The organism is Pseudarthrobacter sp. B4EP4b (assembly GCF_006680095.1).
Classification (GTDB): Bacteria; Actinomycetota; Actinomycetes; order Actinomycetales; family Micrococcaceae; genus Arthrobacter.
In genome coordinates, this window is the sequence record NZ_VHIJ01000010.1 from 22967 (window position 1) to 44751 (window position 21785).

The window sequence follows — 21785 nt, forward strand, 5'->3', positions numbered from 1 at the left end:
CGTCCGGGCGGGGCCACGTATGATTGGCCGGTCTGCTTACAATGGCTGGGTCCTTACTCGGGACCATGCCGGCAGGCCGGCCAATACCTTTTGCACATCCGTCCGTAATCGCCCACGTCCGCCGCGCGCGGACTCGAATGTGCGCACGCAATCCAGGTTTCAGGGAGTTCAATGAACGCCGTCCAGAGGTTCATCAGAAGCAGGGTGCTGCTGTTGACCGCGGCCATCTTGATCGCAGCCATGTGCTTGTCGGTCATCGTCCAAAGCCAGTCGCAGGCGGCGCTCAGCCGGACCGTGGACGAAAATTCACGGGGCCTCTACGACGTCCTGGTGCAGGCCAAGGCGCCCTCGGGTGCAATGCTGCAGCCGGAGATCGCCAACGGCACGGGCGGCATCACTTTCGAGCAGCTGGAAGCCATCAGGAAGCTGTCCGGCACGTCCGTGGCAGCGCCCATCAGCCTGGTGTCCCGCGTGACGCAGAACCTCGAGGCTCCACGGCTGGACGCCATGGATTACCTGGGCTACAACGCCGGGCTGGCAGGGACCGCGACGGCGGACCAGGCCGCAGGTGCCACGGCCCCGGCCCAGTGGCCCGCGGCAGAGTCCGTGCTGAGCGACCAGGCAAAGAAGTACCGCCTCACGGCCAGCGCCGTAAGCTCCGACGGGGTATCAGAGCAGACCCTGTTCAAGTCCACCGCAGAAGGCACCCTGGGCAAGGCCAAACTCGTTGAGGAACAGGCCGCCGGCGGCAGCAGCATCCGCATTGCCGCCCCGTCAGGTGAAACGGGCATCAAGTTCCCGGCGCCTGCCGGCGGTTCCGAGCACAACCTCTTCAACCTGTCAGTGTCACTGCCCCTGGCACCGGAAGTGACCGAGTCCGTGGTCGCCGTCGATCCTGCCGCCGAACGCGCCCTGCTGGGATCCGCCGGGGACTTCCTTGCCCCGCTGGAAAAGGCCCCGCCCGCCGACGCCCGGAACGCCGGCGCCGTGGGCCGGTACCTGGAAGGCCTCTTCACCAACGGCATCGGCCTGGACCAGCTCAAGGAAGGACCCGACTTCCTGGGTGTGAAGCTCAAATACTGGGCACCGCTGATGACCCAGTACCAGCAGGCCAAGCGCACCGGCCAGCTCACCGCCGAGTCCCAGGCCATACCCCTGGTGGTCCGCTCGGGCACGTCCCTGGACCTGAAGTACAACGTCAAGATCGAGGAAATCGACGACACCGGCAAGGTGGTCAAGGACGTTGGAACAGTTTCCAGGTCCCTGGGCCAGGACTACCTGCCGTTCGTCTCGAAGGACCCGTTCGTCCTCTCCTGGCCCGGCTCCACGGACCACACGTCCCTTCTGGGCGCCACGGGCAACTTCAACCAGGGGCTTTACACGCCCGCTCAGTGGAGCACCGACTTTGCTGCCGCCCCGAAGTACACCGACGGCAAAACTGCCTCCAACGGAGCAGTGGACAAGGCAGCGGTCCCCGGCGAATGGGTCACCGTAAACCGGCTGCCCGAAAAGAGCGCCAATGGCGCCCCCGTGGACCAGACCCAGCGCGAACCCGTGGACGAGCGGTCCTACCGCGAGAACCTCGAGACCGGCGGGAAGAAGGTCGCAGCCCCGCTGGCCATGGTCTACGGAACCTTCGACCCCTCCGCTGTGTCAAAGGCGGCCGGTGACGTGAACAGGCTTCCGCTGGGCGGCTATGACCCCACTCCGTTCAGCCTCGTCAAGGACCCCGAGGGCAAGGACGTTTCGGCCGCGGAGCTGAAGCCTTCCCTGAGCGCCACCGGCCTTGCCAGCCAGTCCGCCGGCGCCATCACCGACTACTACGGCCTCGCCGCTGCCCGCGGCTACACGCAAAACGCCTCGGTCATCGACGCCGTGCGTGTCCGCGCAGACGCTCCCGGAAGCTGGAAGGAGGCCCAGCCGGAGGTGGAAAAGCTGGCCGCCGAGATCCGCAGCATGGGACTGGAAGCCACCATCGTGGCCGGCTCCGCCCGTGAAGATGCCAGCATCTTCGTTCCCGGCTACTCCAAGGACGACGCCGGCAAGGAATCTGCCCTGGGCACGGTCCAGCAGTCCTGGGTCCGGCAGAACGCTGCCGAGGCCGTGACGGGGTCCCTCTCCGGAACCAACGTCACGCTGCTCTTCCTCACGCTGTGCGGAGCCGCACTCCTGACCGGCGCCTCCACCGTCAGCTACATCCGCAAACGGCGGTCCGAAGCCGGGACCCTCCGCGCGATGGGCTGGACCCAGCGCAGGATCCGCAGCTGGGTGCTGGAGGAATTCGGCGTGGGCGCGGTCCTGCTGGCCGTGGCCGGCGTGGTCCTGAGCCTCGTCAGCTGGAGCGTCGCCACTGCACTGGTGTCCGTATCCGTCCTGGTCCTCTACGCTGCCGCGGCCTTCTTCGCCGCCCAGCAGCTGCGCCACCGCGACGTCATTGACCAGGAGCCGCAGCACGACGAAAGGCTCATCCCGGTGGACTCGCCGCTGACCTTTGCGAACCGGCAGTTGGGCACCAACAAGTTCAATACCTTGTCCCTGGCCGTTGCGGTGGGCGTCTTCGGCGCCGCCGTGGGCGGGCTGATCGCGCTGCTGATCGACATTCCCCGCGCAGCCGGTGCCAGCGCACTGAGCGGCCTCGCGGCCGCCAGCGTGGCCCTGCCGAGCATCCTCCTTGCGCTCTCCGGCGTGGTGGTGGGACTAGTGCTGACCCTGGTCACCGGACGCTTTGAACTCAATGCCAAACGCCAGTACCTTGGCATCCTCGAAGCCATGGGCTGGAACCCGGACATGCTCCGCCAGGTCCGGTTGTTCGAGAATGCGCTGGTGGGAACCGTGGCCCTGCCGCTGGGCGTGCTGGGCGCCCTGGGCATCGGCCTGCTGCTGGCCCCCTACGCCGCCCTGTGGGCAGGCGTGGCCGGGCTTGTGGCTGTACTTTGCTGGATACCGATTGCAACGAAAGTGGTCCAATGACAAACCAGACGAATGTCCAGCGGAGCCGCCGGTCCGGCTCCGGCGACGTCCCCCTGCAGACGCGCGCCAACACCATCGTCAAGGCCGCTGACCACGGGACACCGCTGGAACTGAGCGACATCACCATCCGCTACGGTGGCGGCAAGGGCGGTGCCGAAGCCGTCAGCGTGGTGGAAGGCTTCGACCTGACGCTGCACGCGGGGGAGATGCACTGCGTCGCCGGCCGAAGCGGCTCCGGCAAGACCAGCATCCTCACCGTCAGCGCCGGCCTGACCCTGCCGACGTCGGGCCGCGTTTTCTGGGAAGGCGACTCCCTCGAAAGCATGGGCGACGACGAAATCGCCGACCGCCGTCGTGCCCTCATCGGGTACGTGGATCAGGGTGGAGCCCTGATCGACGGCATGAGCGCGCTGGAGAACGTGCTGTTGCCGGCCGTTCCCGACGGCGAAGTGGACCAGCGCCGGGACATGGCCAAGGACCTGCTGGACCTGGTGGGCCTGGGCCGCCGCATGCGGCACCGCCCCGCCCAGCTCTCCGGCGGCGAACGCCAGCGTGTTGCCATCGCCCGCGCACTGATCCTGGGCACCAGGGTCCTGGTGGTGGACGAACCCACGGCGAGCCTGGACCGTGCCTCCGCCAACCGCATCATCAGCATCCTGAAGGACACCACGTCCGACGGCATCGCGGTACTCGTTGCCTCGCACGACCACGAACTCGTCCGGCTCAGCGATACCCTGACTGAACTGATCTAGCCTGTCCCTCCGCACCGAAGGTAACGTCCTCCCGTGACTGCTTCAGAGAAAACGCCGTTCTACATCACCACGGCCATCACCTACCCCAACGGCGTGCCCCACATCGGCCACGCCTACGAGTACATAGCCACCGACGCCATGGCGCGCTTCAAGCGGCTGGACGGCTATGACGTGATGTTCTTGACGGGCACCGACGAGCACGGGATGAAGATCGCCCAGACCGCGGAAAAGGAAGGCATCACGCCCAAGGAGTTGGTGGACCGCAACGCTGAGGTCTACAAGGCCGCGCATTCAGCCCTGGGCATCACCTACGACCGCTTCATCCGGACCACGGACCAGGACCACTACGCAGCCTCGCAGGCCATCTGGAAAAAGATGGAGGCCAACGGGGACATCTACCTGTCCAAGTACGAGGGCTGGTATTCCGTCCGGGACGAGGCGTTCTACGGCGAGGATGACACCGTGGTCAAGGACGACGGCGTTCGCTACTCCAAGGAGACGGACACAGAGGTGACCTGGACGGCCGAGGAGAGCTATTTCTTCCGGCTTTCGGCCTACCAGGACAAGCTCCTGGCACTCTACGAGGCGCAGCCGGAGTTCGGCGCCCCGCAGTACCGCTTCAACGAGGTCATCAGCTTCGTCAAGCGCGGCCTGGAGGACCTGTCCATCAGCCGCACCACGTTCGACTGGGGCGTCCCCGTCCCGGGCAACGACAAGCATGTGATGTACGTCTGGGTGGACGCGCTCACCAACTACCTCACCGGTGTGGGCTTCCCCGACGTCGAATCCGAGAAGTTCCGGAAGTTCTGGCCCGCAGATGTCCACGTCATCGGCAAGGACATCTCCCGCTTCCACGCCATCTACTGGCCCGCCTTCCTGATGAGCGCGGGGCTGGAGCTGCCCAAACGCGTGATGATCCACGGGTTCCTGCACAACAACGGCGTGAAGATGTCCAAGTCGCTGGGCAACGTGGTGGCCCCGGCCGACTTCGTGGCACAGTACGGCCTTGACCAGGTGCGGTTCTTCTTCCTGCGTGAAGTGCCGTTCGGCGCAGACGGCAGCTACAACCATGAGGCGATCGTTGGCCGGATGAACGCCGACCTCGCCAACAACTTCGGGAACCTGGCACAGCGTTCACTGTCCATGGTGGCGAAGAACTGCGATGCGAAGGTGCCCGTTCCCGGCGTGTTCACCGCCGAAGACAACGCAATCCTTGCCCAGGCCGGCGGCCTCCTTGAAGCTGCACGGGCCGCCTTTGACAAGCAGGAATTCAGCCGCGCCCTCGAAGCAATCTGGGCCGTGCTGGGCGACACCAACGCCTACTTCGCCGAGCAGGCCCCCTGGGTGCTGCGGAAGACCGACGTCGAACGCATGGATACGGTGCTGTACGTCACGCTGGAAGTCCTTCGCATCGTGGCCATCCTGGCCCAGCCGGTAATGCCCACGGCAACTGCTGCACTTTTGGACACCCTGGGCCAGGCCGAAGGGGAAGCCCGCCTGTTCTCCGCCATCGGTACGCCCATTGCGGCCGGGACGGCACTGCCGGCACCGGCACCGGTGTTCCCGAAGTACGAGGAGCCGGCCGAGTCCTGAAGCGGTGCTGCTGTGTTCGCATAATGAGACAGCTTGACCAGCATATGGATGTCTTGGCTACCCTGAAAACATGAGCGCATCCTCCATCGATCTTGCAGTTATCCCCGGCGACGGCATCGGCCCCGAAGTCATCGCAGAGGCACTTAAGGTGCTGGAAAAGGCTGTGGCCGCGGAGGGCGTGGAGCTGAAGCCAACGCATTACGAACTCGGCGCCGAGCACTGGCTCCGCACCGGCGAGACCCTGCCGGATGAGGTCCTGGCTGACTTGAAGACGCGCGACGCCATCCTCTTCGGCGCCGTGGGGGCGGCACCCGGCGACACCCGGATCCCGTCCGGAATCATCGAGCGTGAGTTGCTCCTCAAGCTCCGGTTCAGCCTGGACCACTACGTCAACCTGCGGCCTTCCCGGCTCTACGGCACCGTCGGCAGCCCGCTGGCCAACCCGGGCACCATCGACTTCATCGTGGTGCGCGAAGGAACCGAAGGCCCTTACGTCGGCAACGGCGGCACCCTGCGCGCAGGAACCCCGCACGAGGTTGCCACCGAGGTCTCGCTGAACACCGCCCACGGCGTGGAGCGCGTGGTCCGCGACGCCTTCCGCCGGGCAAGCGCAAGGGAGCGCAAGCACGTCACCCTGGTGCACAAGCACAACGTCCTGGTCTTCGCCGGACACCTGTGGAAGCGCACCGTCGAAGCGGTGGCCCAGGAATTCCCGGAGGTCACCCACGACTACTTGCACGTGGACGCGGCCACCATCTTCATGGTCACGGACCCGTCCCGTTTCGATGTCATCGTGACCGACAACCTGTTCGGCGACATCATCACCGACCTCGCCGCGGCCATTACCGGCGGCATCGGCCTGGCCGCGTCCGGCAACATCAACATGGACCGCACCGCGCCGTCCATGTTCGAGCCGGTCCACGGATCCGCACCGGACATCGCCGGCCAGGGCAAGGCAGATCCCACAGCGGCGATCCTCTCCGCGGCCCTCCTGCTGGACCACCTCGGTTACACCACCGCGGCCCGCAGGATCGAGGCAGCAGTGGTTGCCGACGTCGAAAAGCGCGACGGCGGTGCGCGCAGCACCAGCGCTGTGGGCGACGCCATCGCCGCAGGCCTCTAGCCGCGCCAGGGCCAGCCGGCAACGGGCGTAAGCTTGTCTCGAATCACCAAATGCCGCCTTGCCGTTCAACGCTGAAGCCAGGGCGGCCGATCGTGGAGGAACCATGACCCAGACTGCCCACGGCGTCGAATTCAGCCAGCAGCTTTCGGCCAACCCGAAATCTGCGCAAGAGCGTGCAGCCATCCTGGCGAACCCGGGATTCGGCAACTACTTCACCGACAACACCGCCATCGTCGACTACCGCGTGGACGAGCACGGCAACGGCGGCTGGCACAACGCCCGGATTGAAGCGTACGGGCCGATCGTCCTGGATCCCTCCGCTGCTGTTTTCCACTACGGCCAGGAGATCTTCGAGGGGCTCAAGGCCTACCGCCACGCCGACGGATCCATCTGGACCTTCCGGCCCGAGGCCAACGCCGCCCGCCTGAACAAGTCCGCCCGCCGGCTTGCCCTGCCCGAGCTGCCCGCGGAGTACTTCCTGGGCGCCATCCGGGAACTGGTCGCAGCCGACAAGGAATGGGTTCCCAGCGGCGACGGCGAGGCACTGTACTTGCGGCCGTTTATGATCGCCACCGAAGCGTTCCTGGGTGTCCGCGCGGCGCGTGAGGTCTCTTTCCGCGTGATCGCCTCCCCGGCCGGCAATTACTTCGGCGGCGAATTGAAGCCCGTGTCCATCTGGATCTCCCGCGAATACGCCCGCGCCGGCCGCGGCGGAACAGGCGATGCCAAGTGCGGCGGGAACTACGCGGCCTCGCTCATCGCCCAGCAGGAGGCTGAAGCCAATGGCTGCAAGCAGGTCCTCTTCCTGGACCACTTCAATGGCGACGCCGTCGAAGAACTGGGCGGCATGAACGTCTTCTTCGTCATGAAGGACGGCTCTCTGGTCACGCCCGCACTGACCGGCACCATCCTCGAAGGCGTCACCCGGATGTCCGTCATCCAGGTGGCCAAGGACATGGGCCGCGAAGTCACCGAGCGGAAGATCACCCTCGATGAGTGGCGCGACGGCGTTGCTTCAGGTGACATCGCGGAAGTCTTCGCCTGCGGCACAGCGGCAGTCATCACGCCCATCGGTGTGTTGAAGGACGCCACCGAGTTTATCGGCTCAGAAGATGCCAAGGCAGGGGAGACCACCATGGCCATCCGCGAACAGCTGCTCGGCATCCAGACCGGAGCGGTTCCCGATACCCACGGCTGGCTCACCCGCCTCGCCTAGTCCGCTTTTTCCTGACTGCAAAATTACGACGGCGCCTGCCGGGCTCATTCCCGGAAGGCGCCGTCGTCTTTCTTTGCAATGTGGAGGACCAGCCCGGAGAGGATTAGCGCCGGGCAGCCTTCCGTGCGGCATTCTTCAATGCCTTGCGGGAAACGGGCTTCAGGGCCTTCCTTGCCGCTTCCTCCTCCAGGGCCCGCCGGCGCCGGGCATCAAGGAGGTCGTTCCACAGTGTGGTAGCGAAAACTCCGCCGTCCTGGGTGTACAACTCATAGGGATACGAGGCAAACCCGGCCGGGGGAGTGCCGTTAGGAAGCTGTTTCCCGGAGGACCGGGCCACGGCATCCGCTAGCGCCCACGTTTCGGTCAGGTGGGGCACCAGGTTGGCTCCCACAAACGCGTTCGGGTCGGCGGATACGGCAGCCCTCTCGAGCAGGATCTCGAGCTGCTGCTCCAGGTGTTCCGCGGCTGCCTCTGCAACTGACGTCCCCTCCTCGGTAGCCTTGGCCAGCACGGCTTCCTGTTCGGCCACCGCCTCCGCCCAGTCTTCTGTACGGCGGAATGCCTGCCAGGTGGGGAACCAGACCACGGCGCCGGTGGCGTGGTTGTGGATGTGCCGGAGGCCGGTGCTCTTCTCGGTTCCTGCGTGGTCGTTTCCGGCCGCGGCAGCACCGGCAAGGAGCTCTGACAGGGCGGGTGATGGTGCGGTGCTCATGATGGCGGTGCTTTCGGTAGGGAAGTGGTGATCTGTAGCCACAACCCGCCGCAGGGTCCCGCTTATTCCGCCGGACTGCAAAGATGGGATGGTGACTTCAGCTTCCGGCCCCGTCCTTCAGCGCAGCTCAGCCCTCACGCAGTTCATCCTGGCCCCCAACCCCGGGCCCATGAGCCTGGAGGGAACCAACTCCTACATCCTGCGTGCCCCCGGATCCCCCGGTGCCGTGGTAGTGGACCCGGGGCCGCTGGACGAGCCGCACCTCCAAGCCCTTGCCGCGGCGGGGCCCGTGGAACTCATCCTCATCACCCACCGCCACGCCGACCACACCGCCGGTTCGGCGCGGCTGCACCAGCTCTCCGGGGCTCCGGTGCGTGCCGCCGATCCCGCCCACTGCCATGGAAGCGGCGCGGCTCTGCAGGGCGGCGAGGTAATTTCGGCAGCCGGGCTCGAGGTCAGCGTTGTGGCCACGCCGGGGCACACCTCCGATTCGGTATGCTTCCACCTTCCCGGTGACGGTCCGCATGGTTCAGTGCTTTCCGGGGATACCATCCTTGGCCGCGGCACCACGGTGCTTGATTACCCTGACGGCAAACTGGCTGACTACCTCGCGTCGCTGGACCGGCTGGAGGAGGTGGGGCCCGCCGTCGTCCTTCCCGCCCATGGTCCGGTGCTGCCGTCCCTGGTGGACATCGTCCGGGCCTACCGCAGCCACCGGCTCGAACGGCTGGCGCAGATCCGCGCCGTCCTTGACGGACTGGGCCGGGACGCAGCCGTGGGTGACGTGACAGACGCCGTCTATTCCGACGTCGACCGTTCCGTCCGGCGGGCCGCTGAGACCTCTGTTGCGGCGCAGCTTGACTACCTGCGCGGCGAAGCGGCGCGGCAGTAGCGCTGCCCCGGAGGGGATAGGGCGAGACGGTAGGGTAGGAGCCATGCGTATTGCCAGGTTTGTTGTTGATTCTGATCCCCTGTACGGCGTCGTCGAAGGTGACGCAGGCAGTGAAGTCGTCACTGTTATCCATGGAGACCCCTTCTTCAACGGGGTAGAGCGCACCTCGGTCCGCCACAAGCTGGAAGACGTGCGGCTCCTGGCGCCCATCATTCCCCGCAGCAAGGTAGTGGGCGTAGGCCGCAACTTCGTGGAGCACGCGCACGAACTCGGCAACGAAGTTCCCGCCCAGCCGCTCCTCTTCCTTAAGCCCAATACCGCCGTCGTGGGCCCGAACGATCCCGTGGTGCTCCCGGAGTTCTCGGAGGAGGTCTCCTTTGAGGCGGAACTGTGCGTGGTGATCGGCCGGATCTGCAAGGACGTGCCGGAGGAACGCGTTGATGACGTCATCTTCGGCTACACGTGCGGCAATGACCTCACTGCGCGGGATGTCCAAAAAAGCGACCTCCAGTGGACCCGCGCCAAAGGCTTTGACACCTCCGCGCCGCTGGGGCCCTGGATCGAGACGGAACTTGATCCCGAGGACGTGCAGATCCAGGCCCGGCTGAACGGTGAGCTGCGGCAGGACGGCAGCACCAGCCAGATGATCAGGGGCGTGCGGGAACTCGTGTCCGTGGTCTCCCAGGCGTTCACCCTCCTGCCCGGCGACGTCATCATGACCGGAACACCGGCAGGGGTTGGCCTGGTCAGTGCCGGCGACCGCATTGAGGTGGAGATCGAGGGCATCGGCCGCCTGTCCAACCCCATCGTCCGCCGCTGACCCCTGCCGCGGTGGCGGCAGGCGGCAGACGGTAAAGTTGAAGCCACTATGACTACTGCTTCTGCGTCGAATGCTGCCTCCATCCCGCCCGTCACCGCGGAGACGCCCGTACGGGTGCGCTTCTGCCCTTCACCCACCGGCACCCCGCACGTGGGGCTGATCCGTACCGCCCTGTTCAACTGGGCCTACGCCCGCCACACCAAGGGCATCATGGTGTTCCGGATCGAGGACACCGATGCAGCCCGTGACAGCGAGGAAAGCTACCACCAGCTGCTCGATGCGCTGAAGTGGCTGGGCATCGACTGGGACGAGGGCGTTGAGGTCGGCGGCCCGCACGAACCCTACCGGCAGTCGCAGCGCAGCGGCATCTACCAGGACGTGATCGCAAAGCTGCTCGAGGGCGGATTCATTTATGAGTCCTATTCCACTCCCGAGGAGATCGAGGCCCGCCACCGCGCCGCGGGCCGTGATCCGAAGCTCGGCTACGACGGCTTTGACCGCCACCTGACGGACGAGCAGCTCGCCCAGTACAAGGCCGAAGGCCGCGACGCTGTGCTGCGGCTCCGCATGCCGGACGAGGACATCACCTTCACCGACCTGGTGCGCGGCGACATCACCTTCCGCGCCGGATCCGTGCCGGACTTTGCAGTGGTCCGTGCCAACGGCGCGCCGTTGTACACCCTGGTCAACCCCGTGGACGACGCCCTGATGGGCATCACCCACGTGCTCCGCGGGGAAGACCTGCTCAGCTCCACGCCCCGGCAGATCGCCCTGTACCGTGCCCTCTACGCCGTGGGCGTCGCACAGTACATGCCGGAGTTCGGCCACCTGCCGTACGTGATGGGGCAGGGCAACAAGAAGCTCTCCAAGCGCGATCCCGAGTCCAGCCTGTTCCTGCACCGGGAGCGCGGCTTCATCCCCGAGGGCCTGCTGAACTACCTCTCCCTGCTGGGCTGGTCCCTGAGCGCTGACGAGGACATTTTCACCGTTGAACAGCTGGTGGAGCACTTCGACATCCACGATGTCCTGGGCAACCCGGCGCGTTTCGACCTCAAGAAGGCCGAAGCCATCAACGGAACGCACGTCCGGATGCTTGCACCGGAGGTTTTCCGGGAGAGGTTGGCACCGTACCTGCGCGCCGCGGATCTCGTGGGCGAGATCCTGACCGACCGGGAAGAGCAGATCCTCACCGAGGCTGCGCCGCTGATCCAGGAGCGCATCACGCTGCTGGGGGAGGCGCCCGAAATGCTGGCCTTCCTCTTCAAGGCAGATGACGCCATCGACGTCGCCGCTGACGCCCTGAAGGGCCTGCCGGAGAACCTGACCGAGGTCCTGGACGCCGCTATCGCTGTCCTCGAACCCGTGGAGGACTGGACGCCGGACAACATCCAGGCTGCCCTGAAGCAGGCACTGGTCGAGGACCTGGGCCTCAAGCCCCGCCTTGCCTTCGGGCCCGTGCGGACCGCCGTTTCCGGCCGGCGCATCTCGCCGCCGCTGTTCGAGTCCATGGTGATCCTCGGCAAGGAGTCCTCCCTCCGCCGGCTCAAGAGCTTCCGCGGCTGATGACAGCTCCCAGCCAGGCAGAGGGCGCCGTCCTGGAGACGCCCTTCGGCGCAGTCCGCGGGGTGCTGTTCGACATCGACGACACCCTGGTTGACCTCGAATATTCGATGACCACCGCCCTGCGCGAGGTCAGCGAACACCTCCTGCCCGGCCTCGACCAGGCCGGGTGGGAGCGGTTCGGGCGGATCTTCACGCACGAAACCACGCACTATTACGACAGGTACCTGGCAGGTGAATTGACGTTCAACGAACAGAGGCTGCTCCGCGGCCGCGCTGCGCTGGGACACTTCGGGGTGGAGCTGGGGGAAGGGGAGCAATCCCACCAGTGGCTGAACGCGTACATGGAGAAACAGCCCGCCTACGTGAAGCCTTTTCCGGATGTGATGCCGCTGCTGGACAGGCTGGACCGGGCAGGCATTCCGTACGGTGCGGTCAGCAATAACGTCCATGATTACCAGCGGGCAAAGCTTGATGGGGCAGGACTTGAACGCGTCCGCCGCCTCGTAGGAACAGACACCCTGGGCGTCGCTAAACCTGATCCGGCGATTTACCTCGAAGGAGTCCGCCTGCTGGGCACAGACCCTGCCCACACGTTGTATGTCGGTGACAACCGCCTGCTCGATGCTGAGGGCTCGACGGCGGCCGGCCTCCTTGGCGTCTGGCTCAACCGGGCGGGGGAGCTGGTGCAGGGATTCGAGGGAAACTCGGTGTCTTCGCTCCAGGATTTGATCCCGTAGGAATTGGTGTGTGCGGACCGCCGTGGACGGCGGCCCGCACACGCTACTGCCCCGGGGGAGGGGCCGATTTGTGCGAGCCGGAAGTCTCGGGTAAAGTAATTTCTCGTGCTGAGGGGCACGGAGCAGGGCAAAAGCCCTGAAATCCGGCCCGAAAGTATCATTGGGATATGGTGTAATTGGCAACACTACGGTTTCTGGTACCGTCATTCTAGGTTCGAGTCCTGGTATCCCAGCTCTGTTCAGAGCCCGCTAACGGGCAGGAAAGCAGACGGTTTCAGCCGGTCCGCCGATTTGAAACCACAGCGAAGTGTATGAAACAATCACTGAGCTTGACCAGCGGAAACGCCGGTCAGAAGTACGGTAAAGTACACGGCCCCATCGTATAGCGGCCTAGTACGCCGCCCTCTCACGGCGGTAACGCGGGTTCGAATCCCGCTGGGGTCACCAACGAAACGGTCCCGGGCAGACGCCCGGGACCGTTTTGCGTTTTCTACGAAATCCCGTGCGCGCCCTCTTTCACGGAAGTCATAGCCCTGACCCCAATCCGGGAACGCCCCATCACCTCCTGCAGCTAAAAGGGCAACGCCCCATCACGTCCCGGGGTTAGCGGCCACGTCCCGTAACCAAACGGCCAACGCTCCATCGCGTCTTGCAGCGAAAGGGCAACGCCCCATTACGTCTTGCAGCGAAACGGGCGAGGCTCCATCACGTCCCGCGGCTGATCGCGTAATGCCCGGTCACTCCTGGCACCGTCTTGAGGTGATCTCGCGCACGTTGCGTGCCGGCGGGACTGTCGTCGAACATCACTGAGAGGTGATGGGGCGCTTGAGGCGAAGCCGCGGGAGGTGATTGGGCGTCGGAGGGAACCCGCGGGAGGTGAAGGGGCGTTGGAGGGGAGGCCGCAGGAGGTGATGGGGCGTGAGAGGAGAAACTGCAGGAGGTGGTGGGGCGTTGGAACGGGACCAAGCCAGCCTGAACTGGCATGATGTTCCTGTGACCTCCCAGAGCGAGCAGGACCCACCGTACGACGCACAGCCAGCGCCGCCGGCGTTGGCGGCTGTGGCCCTGCTGGAAGAGGTGCGGGAAGACCTGGCCGCTGCCGCGCTGCCGCTGGCCTTACCTGAGGCGGAACAAGCCAGGCGCGACGCCGCCAACGCCGTGGCCCAGCTGGACGACTACATCCTCCCGCGGTACCGCAGCCTGGACGCCCCGCTGCTGGCCGTCGTCGGAGGCTCCACAGGTGCCGGGAAATCAACACTCGTCAACGCCTTGGTGGGCCACCCCGTCACACGATCCGGAGCCATCCGCCCCACCACCCGCCAGTCCATCCTGCTGCATCACCCGTCGGAAGCGGCCTGGTTTGAGGGCCAGCGCGTCCTGCCATCGCTCAGCCGCATCCGTGGATACGTCGCCGGCAGCGCGGTCCCGGCCACCAGCGCCGGACCGGTCCCCGACCCCGGAGCCATGTCCTCCCTTGTCCTCGTAGCCGACCCCGCCATGCCCGAAGGCATCGCACTCCTGGATGCGCCCGACGTCGACTCCATCTCCGACGACAACCGCAAGCTTGCGGGGCAGCTCCTCGCCGCGGCAGACCTGTGGATTTTTGTCACCACTGCCAACCGCTATGCCGACGCCGTTCCCTGGAGACTGCTCCTTGACGCAGCCGGCCGGGACATCATGGTTGCGGTAGTACTGGACCGGGTGCCGCCAGGGGCGGAAGCCGAGGTCAGCGAGGACCTGCGCGGACTCCTGGACCGTGAAGGCCTGGGCGCCGCGCAGCTGTTCATCATCCCGGAGACGGCCCTCGACCCGCTGGGCATGCTCCCCCCCACTACAGTCCTCCCGATGCGCACCTGGCTGTCGGATCTTGCTGCCGACTCCGCGGGCCGTTCCGACATCGCCCGCCGCACCCTGAACGGGACTGTCAGGGCCTTGGCTGCCCGCGTTGCCGAGGTGGCCCAGGCCGCGCGGGAACAGCAGCGGGCCGCAGGGAACCTGGAAGCCGCTGCCATATCGGCATACAACAGCGCTGCCACCCGAATCCTCGATGCCACCAGGGACGGATCACTCCTCCGCGGCGAGGTGCTGGCCCGCTGGCAGGACTTTGTGGGTACTGGGGAATTCTTCCGGACCCTGGAACAAAACGTTGGCCGGTTCCGCGACCGGCTGGGCGCCTTCTTCCGCGGCGAACCGCCGCCCGCCATCCGGGTGGAAGCAGCCATCGAGACAGGCCTGCAGGCCGTCATCGTGGACGAAGCCGCAAATGCTGCCGAGGATACTGACCAGCGCTGGCGGACCGATCCCGCCGGGCGCCACCTGCTGGGAACCGACGACCTTTCCGGAACCACACCCGGGTTCGAAGACAGGGCGGCCGCCGAAATCAGGGCCTGGCAGGAAGCCCTGATGGAGATGATCCGGACTGAGGGCCAGGGAAAGCGGACCCAGGCACGATGGCTGTCCTTCGGCATCAACGGGCTGGGCGCTGCCCTGATGATCGTGGTGTTCTCCATGACGGCCGGACTGACAGGACTCGAAGTGGGTGTGGCGGGTGGAACCGCCGTGGTGGGCCAGCGGCTTCTGGAAGCGGTCTTCGGCGAGGATGCTGTCCGGCGTATGGCCGAAAAGGCCCGGGAAGACCTGCACGTGCGCTGCCAGCGGCTGCTCCAGGACGAACAGCAGAAATTCCTGTCCAGGCTTCCCGAAAGCGATGACACGTCCGCTCAATCCCTCGCCGCCCACGCGGAGGCGCTGGCCCGGCTGGCGGACGCTGCATGAGCCGCCACAGCGACACCCGGGATTCGTCGCGGCTGGACCGCAGGCTCACGGCACTTAACGACGCCCGGGAATTGGGCGAAGGTGTCCTTCCCGACGAGTCGCTCCAGGACGTGTTCAGCGTGCTGGAGCGTGCCAGCTCGCGGCGGTCGCTGTCCGCCGACCACACGGTGGTGGGGTTCTTCGGTGCCACCGGCAGTGGCAAGTCCTCTCTGTTCAACGCCGTGAGTGGAGCTGAAATCGCGACGGCGGCAGCGCGGCGTCCCACCACATCGGAACCTCTGGCGGGGGTGTGGGGAGCTGAGGGCAGCGAACCGCTGCTTGACTGGCTGGAGGTCCGGAACCGCCATCATGCAGCAGCCGTGGATGGCTTCGCCGGCGAGGACACAGGGCTGATCCTGCTGGACCTGCCGGACTTCGATTCCACCAAGGCAGCGAACCGGGAAGTGGTCCAGCGGATGGTGGGCCTTGTCGACGTCCTGGTCTGGGTCCTTGATCCCCAAAAGTACGCCGACGCAGCTGTCCACAATGACTTCCTGTCACGCCTGGCCTCGCACGGGGCCGTCACCCTGGTGGTCCTTAACCAGGTGGACCGTCTTCCTGCCCACGACGTGCAGCCAGTCCTGGAATCCCTGCGGGCAATCCTTGCCCGCGACGGACTCGCCAAGGTCCAGGTTCTCGCGGCGTCAGCACTCAGCGGGTCAGGAGTGGACAAGGTCCGGGATGCCATCCGCGGCGTCGCAGTGAAACGCAAAGCCCAATCACAGCGGCTCACTGCCGACATCACCCGGGCCTCAGCGGAATTGGGCGCAGTATCCGGTGCCGGAGAGGCGGCCGGGGTCCGGCCCGCTGCAACGACGCGCCTTGCGGACGAGCTGGCAATTGCCGCGAACGTTCCTGCTGTGGTCCGGGCCGTGGGGCAGTCCTACCGGCTCGAATCGGTGAAGCGGACAGGCTGGCCCGTCACACGCTGGCTTTCCCGCTTCCGGCCGGATCCGCTGCGACGCCTTAATCTGCGCAGCACGGCACCCTCTGAGCTGAACCGGACTTCGCTGCCCTCAGCCGGAGCACCGGAGCGCGCCCGGACCGATGCGGCGGTGCGGGAATTTGCGGATGCCGCCAGCGCGGGCGCCCCTGGTCCGTGGCGGGCAGCTATCCGGAGCGCCGCGAGGGAAGGCAGGGAGCGGCTGCCCGATGCCCTTGACCAGGCCATCGCCGGGACCGACCTGGCCGCCAACCGAAGGTCGTGGTGGTGGGGTTTGTTCAATGTGGTGCACTGGCTGGCGCTGCTCACAGTCCTGGGCGGGCTCGGCTGGCTCGGCCTCCTGGCTGCGCTTGGCTACTTCCAAATGCCAGTACCGGAAGTGCCCAGAGTGGAGGGCTGGCCGGTGCCGACGCTGATGATTGCCTTGGGGGTGGTCCTGGGGATCTTCCTGGCCATCACCGGCCGTTTCATCGCTGCGGCCGCGGCGAACGCCCGGGCGGCGCGGGCCAGGAAACGGCTGAACGCAGCGGTTGCCGCCGTGGCCCAGGAACTCGTTGTAGAACCTGTGGAGGTTGAAGTCAGCAGGCTTTCAGCCTTCAATGCGGCACTGAAGGCGGCGGCCGGGTAGAAGTACGACGCCGGCCGGGAGTCAGTCAGCCGGCTGCGGACAGTTCGGCAGCGGCATCCCTGACCTTGATGAGGGTGCGCAGGTTCCGTGTGGTGGTGGACGCCTTGAACTTCGACTTGGCCGTGATTTTACTGAAGGGGCTGTCCAGGGTTCCCCCCGCGGGGGCCAGCCATGCCAGCGCCTCGGGGCCGAGCCGCTTTTGCTCCGCACCCGCCAGCGCGGCGCCGGCTGCCTCGAGTTCGTCCAGCATGCCAATATCGGACGAGAGTGTGATGTAGGTGTGCGTCGTCTTATCGTCATCCGGGTAGGGGCAGGCACTTACCAGTTCTGCCACCCGGGCTGCGTCCAGGACTACCACCCAGGCGTCATAGCCGAAGGTGTCCCGGAGGCATTTTTCGCACTCCCGCTTCACGGCGGCGGCGTCCAGGGTGCTGCCCAGCACTACGTTTCCGCTGGCAAGCAGGGTCCGCGCGTCCGGAAAACCGCCGGACTTGAGCGCCTCCCGGAGCTCGGCCATCTTGATGTTGATGCCGCCCACGTTGATGCCCCGAAGAAACACTGCATAGCTGCCCATGGCGAAAGCCTAGCGTCCCAGCGCCGCTGCGAGGGCAATCCGGCGGGCAGGCGCGACTGCGTCAGTCGTTGTTTTTGCGGAGTGCCTCGGTAAGGATGCGGCCGGCGTTGCAGACAACTTCCGCATGCAGCCTGCCGGGCTGGCGGGTGAGCCGCTCGATGGGACCGGAAATTGAAACTGCCGCAATCACCCGGCCGGAGGGTCCGCGCACCGGTGCGGAAACTGACGCGACCCCGGGCTCGCGTTCGCCAAGGCTCTGGCCCCAGCCCCGCCGTCGTACTCCTGCCAGGACTGTAGGCGTAAAGCGGGCAGACTGCAGCCCTTCGAGCAGCCGGTCGTGGTCCTCCCAGGCGAGCAGCACCTGGGCGGCCGATCCGGCCTTCATGGACAACTGCGTGCCCACCGGAATGGTGTCGCGCAGGCCGATGGGGCGCTCGGCGGAGGCAACACAAACGCGCCAATCGCCCTGCCGGCGGAAAATCTGGGCACTTTCGCCGGTGGCGTCACGCAGCTGCATCAGCACCGGTCCGGCGGAGGCGATCAACCTGTCCTCACCGGCAGCGGACGCCAGTTCCACCAGGCGGCTTCCCAGGACAAAGCGGCCCTGGATGTCACGGCTGACCAGCCGGTGGTGGACCAGGGCCAAAGCAAGGCGATGGACCGTGGGCCGGGCCAGGCCCGTTGCCGCCACAAGCTGCGCAAGCGTGGTGGGCCCGGCCTCAAGTGCATCGAGCACCTGGGCCGCTTTATCAATGACGCCGACTCCACTAGAATTGTCCATGTAATGATATTGCCGTCTCATTATCTGAGATGCAAATCTTTCGGCTGGCGCAGTACGAAGCCGTACTGGTTCAGTGGAACTATCAGCCAACAGCAGTGAAGGGAGATGGCCATGGCAAAGACATTGGCCGAGAAAGTCTGGGACGCGCACGTGGTGCGCAAAGGCGACGGCGAAGGTGCCAATGCCCAGCCCGACCTTCTTTTCATCGACCTCCACCTCGTCCATGAGGTCACGTCGCCGCAGGCGTTCGAAGGCCTGCGCCTGGCCGGACGCCCGCTGCGCCGCCCGGACCTGACCATCGCCACGGAGGACCACAACACTCCCACGCTGGACATCGACAAGCCTATCGCCGATCTGACGAGCCGCACGCAGATCCAGACACTGCGCAACAACTGCGCCGAGTTCGGTGTGCGCCTGCACTCCCTTGGGGATGCCGAGCAGGGCATCGTCCACGTCGTGGGTCCGCAGCTTGGCCTCACCCAGCCGGGCATGACGGTGGTCTGCGGCGACTCGCACACCTCCACCCACGGTGCCTTCGGGGCGCTGGCCATGGGCATCGGAACCTCCGAGGTGGAGCACGTGATGGCCACCCAGACGCTGTCCCTGAAGCCGTTCAAGACCATGGCCATCAATGTTGAAGGCACGCTCCGTCCGGGCGTCACCGCCAAGGACATCATCCTGGCCGTCATCGCCAAGATCGGCACCGGCGGCGGCCAGGGCTACGTCCTGGAATATCGGGGTTCCGCCATCCGCGCCCTGTCCATGGACGCCCGCATGACCATCTGCAACATGTCCATCGAAGCAGGCGCCCGCGCCGGAATGGTGGCTCCGGACGAGACCACGTACGAGTACATGTTGGGCCGCCCGCACGCGCCCCAGGGCGCCGACTGGGACGCCGCCGTCGAGTACTGGAACACCCTGCGGACCGACGACGACGCCACCTTCGACGTCCAGGTGGACCTGGACGCCAACACGCTGGAGCCGTTCGTCACCTGGGGCACCAACCCCGGCCAGGGCGTTTCGCTATCCGAATCCGTGCCCTCGCCGGAGGACTTCGGCGACGAGAACGCCAAGGCCGCCGCCGAGCGCGCCCTGCAGTACATGGGCCTCAAGGCCGGAACACCCATGAAGGACATCCGGGTGGACACTGTCTTCCTCGGCTCCTGCACCAACTCCCGGATGGAGGATCTCCGCGCCGCCGCCGACATCATCCGCGGACGCCAGAAGGACCCCAACATCCGGATGCTGGTGGTCCCGGGCTCTGCACGGGTCCGCCTGGAAGCAGAGGCCGAGGGCCTGGACAAGGTCTTCAAGGACTTCGGGGCTGAATGGCGTTTTGCCGGCTGCTCCATGTGCCTGGGCATGAACCCGGACCAGCTGGAGGTGGGGGAGCGCTGCGCCTCCACGTCCAACCGCAACTTCGAAGGGCGCCAGGGCAAGGGCGGCCGGACTCACCTCGTGTCCCCGGTAGTAGCCGCAGCCACGGCCATCCGCGGCACCCTGAGTTCGCCGTCGGACCTTGACCCCGATCCGGCGGTTGAGCCTGTCGAAACCCCCATCCGTACCGACGCAGCCTAGGACCCGCCATGGAAAAGTTCACCACCCACACCGGAATCGGCGTCCCGCTGCGGCAGAGCAACGTGGACACGGACCAGATCATCCCCGCTGTCTACCTCAAGCGCATCACCCGCACAGGCTTCGAGGACGCCCTGTTTTCCGCGTGGCGCAAGGACCCGTCCTTCATCCTGAACCAGGAACCGTTCAACGCGGGCTCCGTTCTGGTGGCGGGCCCCGACTTCGGCACCGGCTCCTCCCGGGAACACGCGGTCTGGGCGCTGAAGGACTACGGCTTCAAAACTGTGCTCTCGTCCCGGTTCGCCGATATCTTCCGCGGCAACTCCGGCAAGCAGGGGCTGCTCGCAGCACAGGTGGCGCAGGACGACATCGAACTGATCTGGAAAGAGCTCGAAAACGCTCCCGGCACCCAGGTCACCGTGGACCTCGTCTCCAAGACCGTGGTATGCGGCAACATCGTCGCACCCTTCGATATCGACGACTACACGCGCTGGCGCCTGCTCGAAGGCCTGGACGATATCGGGCTTACTCTCCAGCACGAGGCGGACATCACTGCCTACGAGTCCACGCGCCCGGCCTTCCTCCCGAAAACCCTGCCGGCACGCCTTTCCTGAGTGGGCTGAAGTACCTCCGACCGTGCGACGGCGGCCCGCCACGCCCTGCCGCCGTCGCCCGCGTATTTCGGTTCGGTAACGCGACCTCCTATGCTTGGTTGGAGCCTTTGCAAGGTTTTGTGGGCTAGTTATCGTGAGGAAACCGGTATATGAGTAGTGTTCTGACAATCCGTGGCGGAGTCCCGTTGACGGGCCGCGTAAGCGTCCGGGGAGCGAAAAACCTCGTTCCCAAGGCGATGGTGGCAGCGTTGCTGGGCAACGAGCCGTCCGTATTGCGGAACGTGCCGGAGATCAAGGATGTGGAGGTCGTCACCTCCCTCCTTCAGCTCCACGGCGTGACAGTGGTCAAGGACCCGGTTAACGGGGATCTCACCCTGGATCCAAAGGCGGCCAAGACGGCGCCCAGCACTGCCATTGACGCCCACGCCGGCGACTCCCGGATTCCCATCCTGCTGTGCGGCCCCCTGATCCACGCCATCGGGGAAGCGTTCATTCCCGATCTCGGCGGTTGCAAGATCGGCGACCGTCCCATCGATTACCACCTTGATGTGCTGCGCCAGTTCGGTGCCGTGGTGGAGAAGCGGCCGGGCGGCATCCACATCTCCGCCCCCAAGGGCCTGCACGGCGCCAAAATTTCCCTGCCCTACCCGTCCGTCGGGGCCACGGAGCAGGTGCTGCTGAGCGCCACCCGCGCGGAGGGCATCACCGAACTCTCCGGAGCGGCAACGGAACCGGAAATCATCGACCTGATCGCCGTGCTGCAGAAGATGGGCGCCATCATCAGCGTCCAGACCGACCGCACCATCCGCATCGAAGGCGTCCGCGACCTCGGCGGCTACAACCACCGGGCCCTCTCGGACCGCAACGAATCGGCGTCGTGGGCATCTGCGGCGCTGGTGACCAAGGGTGACATCTTCGTTGAGGGCGCCTCCCAGCGAGACATGATGACGTTCCTGAACACCTACCGCAAGGTCGGCGGCGGCATGGACATCGGCGAGGACGGCATCCGCTTCTACCACAAGGGCGGAAAACTCAACCCCCTGGTCCTGGAGACGGACGTGCACCCCGGTTTTATGACCGACTGGCAGCAGCCGCTGGTGGTGGCGCTGACCCAGGCTGAAGGAGTCTCGATCGTCCACGAGACCGTGTACGAAAACCGCTTCGGCTTCACCGACGCACTGATCCGGATGGGCGCCAGCATCCAGGTGCACCGTGAGTGCCTGGGCAGCGTGCCCTGCCGGTTCGGCCAGCGGAACTTCCTGCATTCGGCAGTCATCTCCGGGCCCACCCAGCTCAAGGGAACCGACATCGACGTGCCGGACCTTCGCGGCGGCTTCAGCCACCTGATCGCGGCCCTCGCCGCTACGGGAACATCCCGGGTGACCGGCATCGACATCATCAACCGGGGCTACGAGCGCTTCACCGAAAAGCTTGCCGGGCTGGGCGCCGACTTCGACATCACCCCCACAAAGTAGCGG

The 21785-nt window shown here is 66.0% G+C and carries 17 protein-coding genes and 2 tRNA genes; 16 read left to right on the forward strand and 3 right to left on the reverse strand.

What is annotated here, in order from left to right:
* The first annotated feature begins 171 nt into the window (after positions 1-171).
* The 5 genes from FNL14_RS04145 (at position 172) to FNL14_RS04165 (ending at position 7654) form a co-directional block, all read left to right on the forward strand.
* Positions 172-2970: an ABC transporter permease gene (locus FNL14_RS04145; protein WP_142057901.1), complete on the forward strand. Its 2799-nt coding sequence runs from the start codon at positions 172-174 to the stop codon at positions 2968-2970.
* Complete coding sequence (locus FNL14_RS04150; protein WP_091415831.1) at positions 2967-3722, forward strand: ABC transporter ATP-binding protein; 756 nt, start codon at positions 2967-2969, stop codon at positions 3720-3722. Before FNL14_RS04145 ends, FNL14_RS04150 begins: the two co-directional genes overlap by 4 nt.
* Positions 3723-3755: 33 nt before the next feature.
* Positions 3756-5315 carry a methionine--tRNA ligase gene (metG, locus tag FNL14_RS04155; protein WP_142057903.1) on the forward strand — a complete coding sequence of 520 codons (1560 nt, stop codon included), beginning with the start codon at positions 3756-3758 and terminating at the stop codon, positions 5313-5315.
* A gap of 70 nt (positions 5316-5385) precedes the next feature.
* A complete protein-coding gene (locus FNL14_RS04160; RefSeq protein WP_142057905.1) occupies positions 5386-6438 on the forward strand; it encodes a 3-isopropylmalate dehydrogenase in 1053 nt (350 codons plus the stop codon).
* Between the two features lie 103 nt (positions 6439-6541).
* Complete coding sequence (locus FNL14_RS04165; protein WP_142057906.1) at positions 6542-7654, forward strand: branched-chain amino acid aminotransferase; 1113 nt, start codon at positions 6542-6544, stop codon at positions 7652-7654.
* A 103-nt stretch (positions 7655-7757) separates the two neighbouring features.
* Here FNL14_RS04165 and FNL14_RS04170 read toward each other — a convergent pair whose 3' ends face one another.
* Complete coding sequence (locus FNL14_RS04170) at positions 7758-8366, reverse strand: hypothetical protein (RefSeq protein WP_142057908.1); 609 nt, start codon at positions 8364-8366, stop codon at positions 7758-7760.
* Positions 8367-8454: 88 nt separating this feature from the next.
* Here FNL14_RS04170 and FNL14_RS04175 point away from each other — a divergent pair, with 88 nt between their 5' ends.
* The 8 genes from FNL14_RS04175 to FNL14_RS04210 all read left to right on the forward strand — a co-directional run bounded on the left by FNL14_RS04175 (position 8455) and on the right by FNL14_RS04210 (position 16763).
* Positions 8455-9258 carry an MBL fold metallo-hydrolase gene (locus FNL14_RS04175; RefSeq protein WP_142057910.1) on the forward strand — a complete coding sequence of 268 codons (804 nt, stop codon included), beginning with the start codon at positions 8455-8457 and terminating at the stop codon, positions 9256-9258.
* A 43-nt stretch (positions 9259-9301) separates the two neighbouring features.
* Positions 9302-10078, forward strand: coding sequence for a fumarylacetoacetate hydrolase family protein (locus tag FNL14_RS04180; RefSeq protein ID WP_142057912.1), 777 nt, complete (start codon positions 9302-9304; stop codon positions 10076-10078).
* 48 nt (positions 10079-10126) lie between these two features.
* A complete protein-coding gene (gltX, locus tag FNL14_RS04185) occupies positions 10127-11641 on the forward strand; it encodes a glutamate--tRNA ligase (RefSeq protein WP_142057914.1) in 1515 nt (504 codons plus the stop codon).
* The gene (locus FNL14_RS04190) at positions 11641-12378 is read left to right on the forward strand and encodes an HAD family hydrolase (RefSeq protein ID WP_142057916.1); all 738 of its coding nucleotides are present in this window, start codon (positions 11641-11643) and stop codon (positions 12376-12378) included. The genes gltX and FNL14_RS04190 overlap by 1 nt, the downstream gene beginning before the upstream one ends.
* A 161-nt stretch (positions 12379-12539) precedes the next feature.
* Positions 12540-12611, forward strand: a tRNA-Gln gene (locus FNL14_RS04195).
* A gap of 138 nt (positions 12612-12749) precedes the next feature.
* Positions 12750-12825, forward strand: a tRNA-Glu gene (locus tag FNL14_RS04200).
* Between the two features lie 546 nt (positions 12826-13371).
* Complete coding sequence (locus FNL14_RS04205; RefSeq protein ID WP_142057918.1) at positions 13372-15153, forward strand: dynamin family protein; 1782 nt, start codon at positions 13372-13374, stop codon at positions 15151-15153.
* Positions 15150-16763, forward strand: a complete 1614-nt coding sequence (locus FNL14_RS04210) for a GTPase (protein ID WP_142057920.1) — start codon at positions 15150-15152, stop codon at positions 16761-16763. Before FNL14_RS04205 ends, FNL14_RS04210 begins: the two co-directional genes overlap by 4 nt.
* Positions 16764-16788: 25 nt before the next feature.
* Here the strand turns inward: FNL14_RS04210 and FNL14_RS04215 are convergent, their stop codons facing one another.
* Both FNL14_RS04215 and FNL14_RS04220 read right to left on the reverse strand, forming a co-directional pair.
* Positions 16789-17337, reverse strand: a complete 549-nt coding sequence (locus tag FNL14_RS04215; RefSeq protein ID WP_142057922.1) for a DUF1697 domain-containing protein — start codon at positions 17335-17337, stop codon at positions 16789-16791.
* A 61-nt stretch (positions 17338-17398) separates the two neighbouring features.
* Positions 17399-18118 carry an IclR family transcriptional regulator gene (locus tag FNL14_RS04220; RefSeq protein ID WP_009356552.1) on the reverse strand — a complete coding sequence of 240 codons (720 nt, stop codon included), beginning with the start codon at positions 18116-18118 and terminating at the stop codon, positions 17399-17401.
* Between the two features lie 111 nt (positions 18119-18229).
* Between FNL14_RS04220 and leuC the strand changes: the two genes are divergently transcribed.
* The 3 genes from leuC (at position 18230) to murA (ending at position 21782) form a co-directional block, all read left to right on the forward strand.
* Positions 18230-19696: a 3-isopropylmalate dehydratase large subunit gene (leuC, locus tag FNL14_RS04225; protein WP_142057924.1), complete on the forward strand. Its 1467-nt coding sequence runs from the start codon at positions 18230-18232 to the stop codon at positions 19694-19696.
* An 8-nt stretch (positions 19697-19704) separates the two neighbouring features.
* Entirely contained in the window at positions 19705-20307 is a 603-nt protein-coding gene (gene leuD / locus FNL14_RS04230; RefSeq protein WP_142057926.1) for a 3-isopropylmalate dehydratase small subunit, read from the forward strand.
* A gap of 149 nt (positions 20308-20456) precedes the next feature.
* Positions 20457-21782 (forward strand): UDP-N-acetylglucosamine 1-carboxyvinyltransferase, encoded by a 1326-nt coding sequence (gene murA / locus FNL14_RS04235; protein WP_050054700.1) that lies wholly within the window; start codon positions 20457-20459, stop codon positions 21780-21782.
* Positions 21783-21785: the final 3 nt, after the last annotated feature.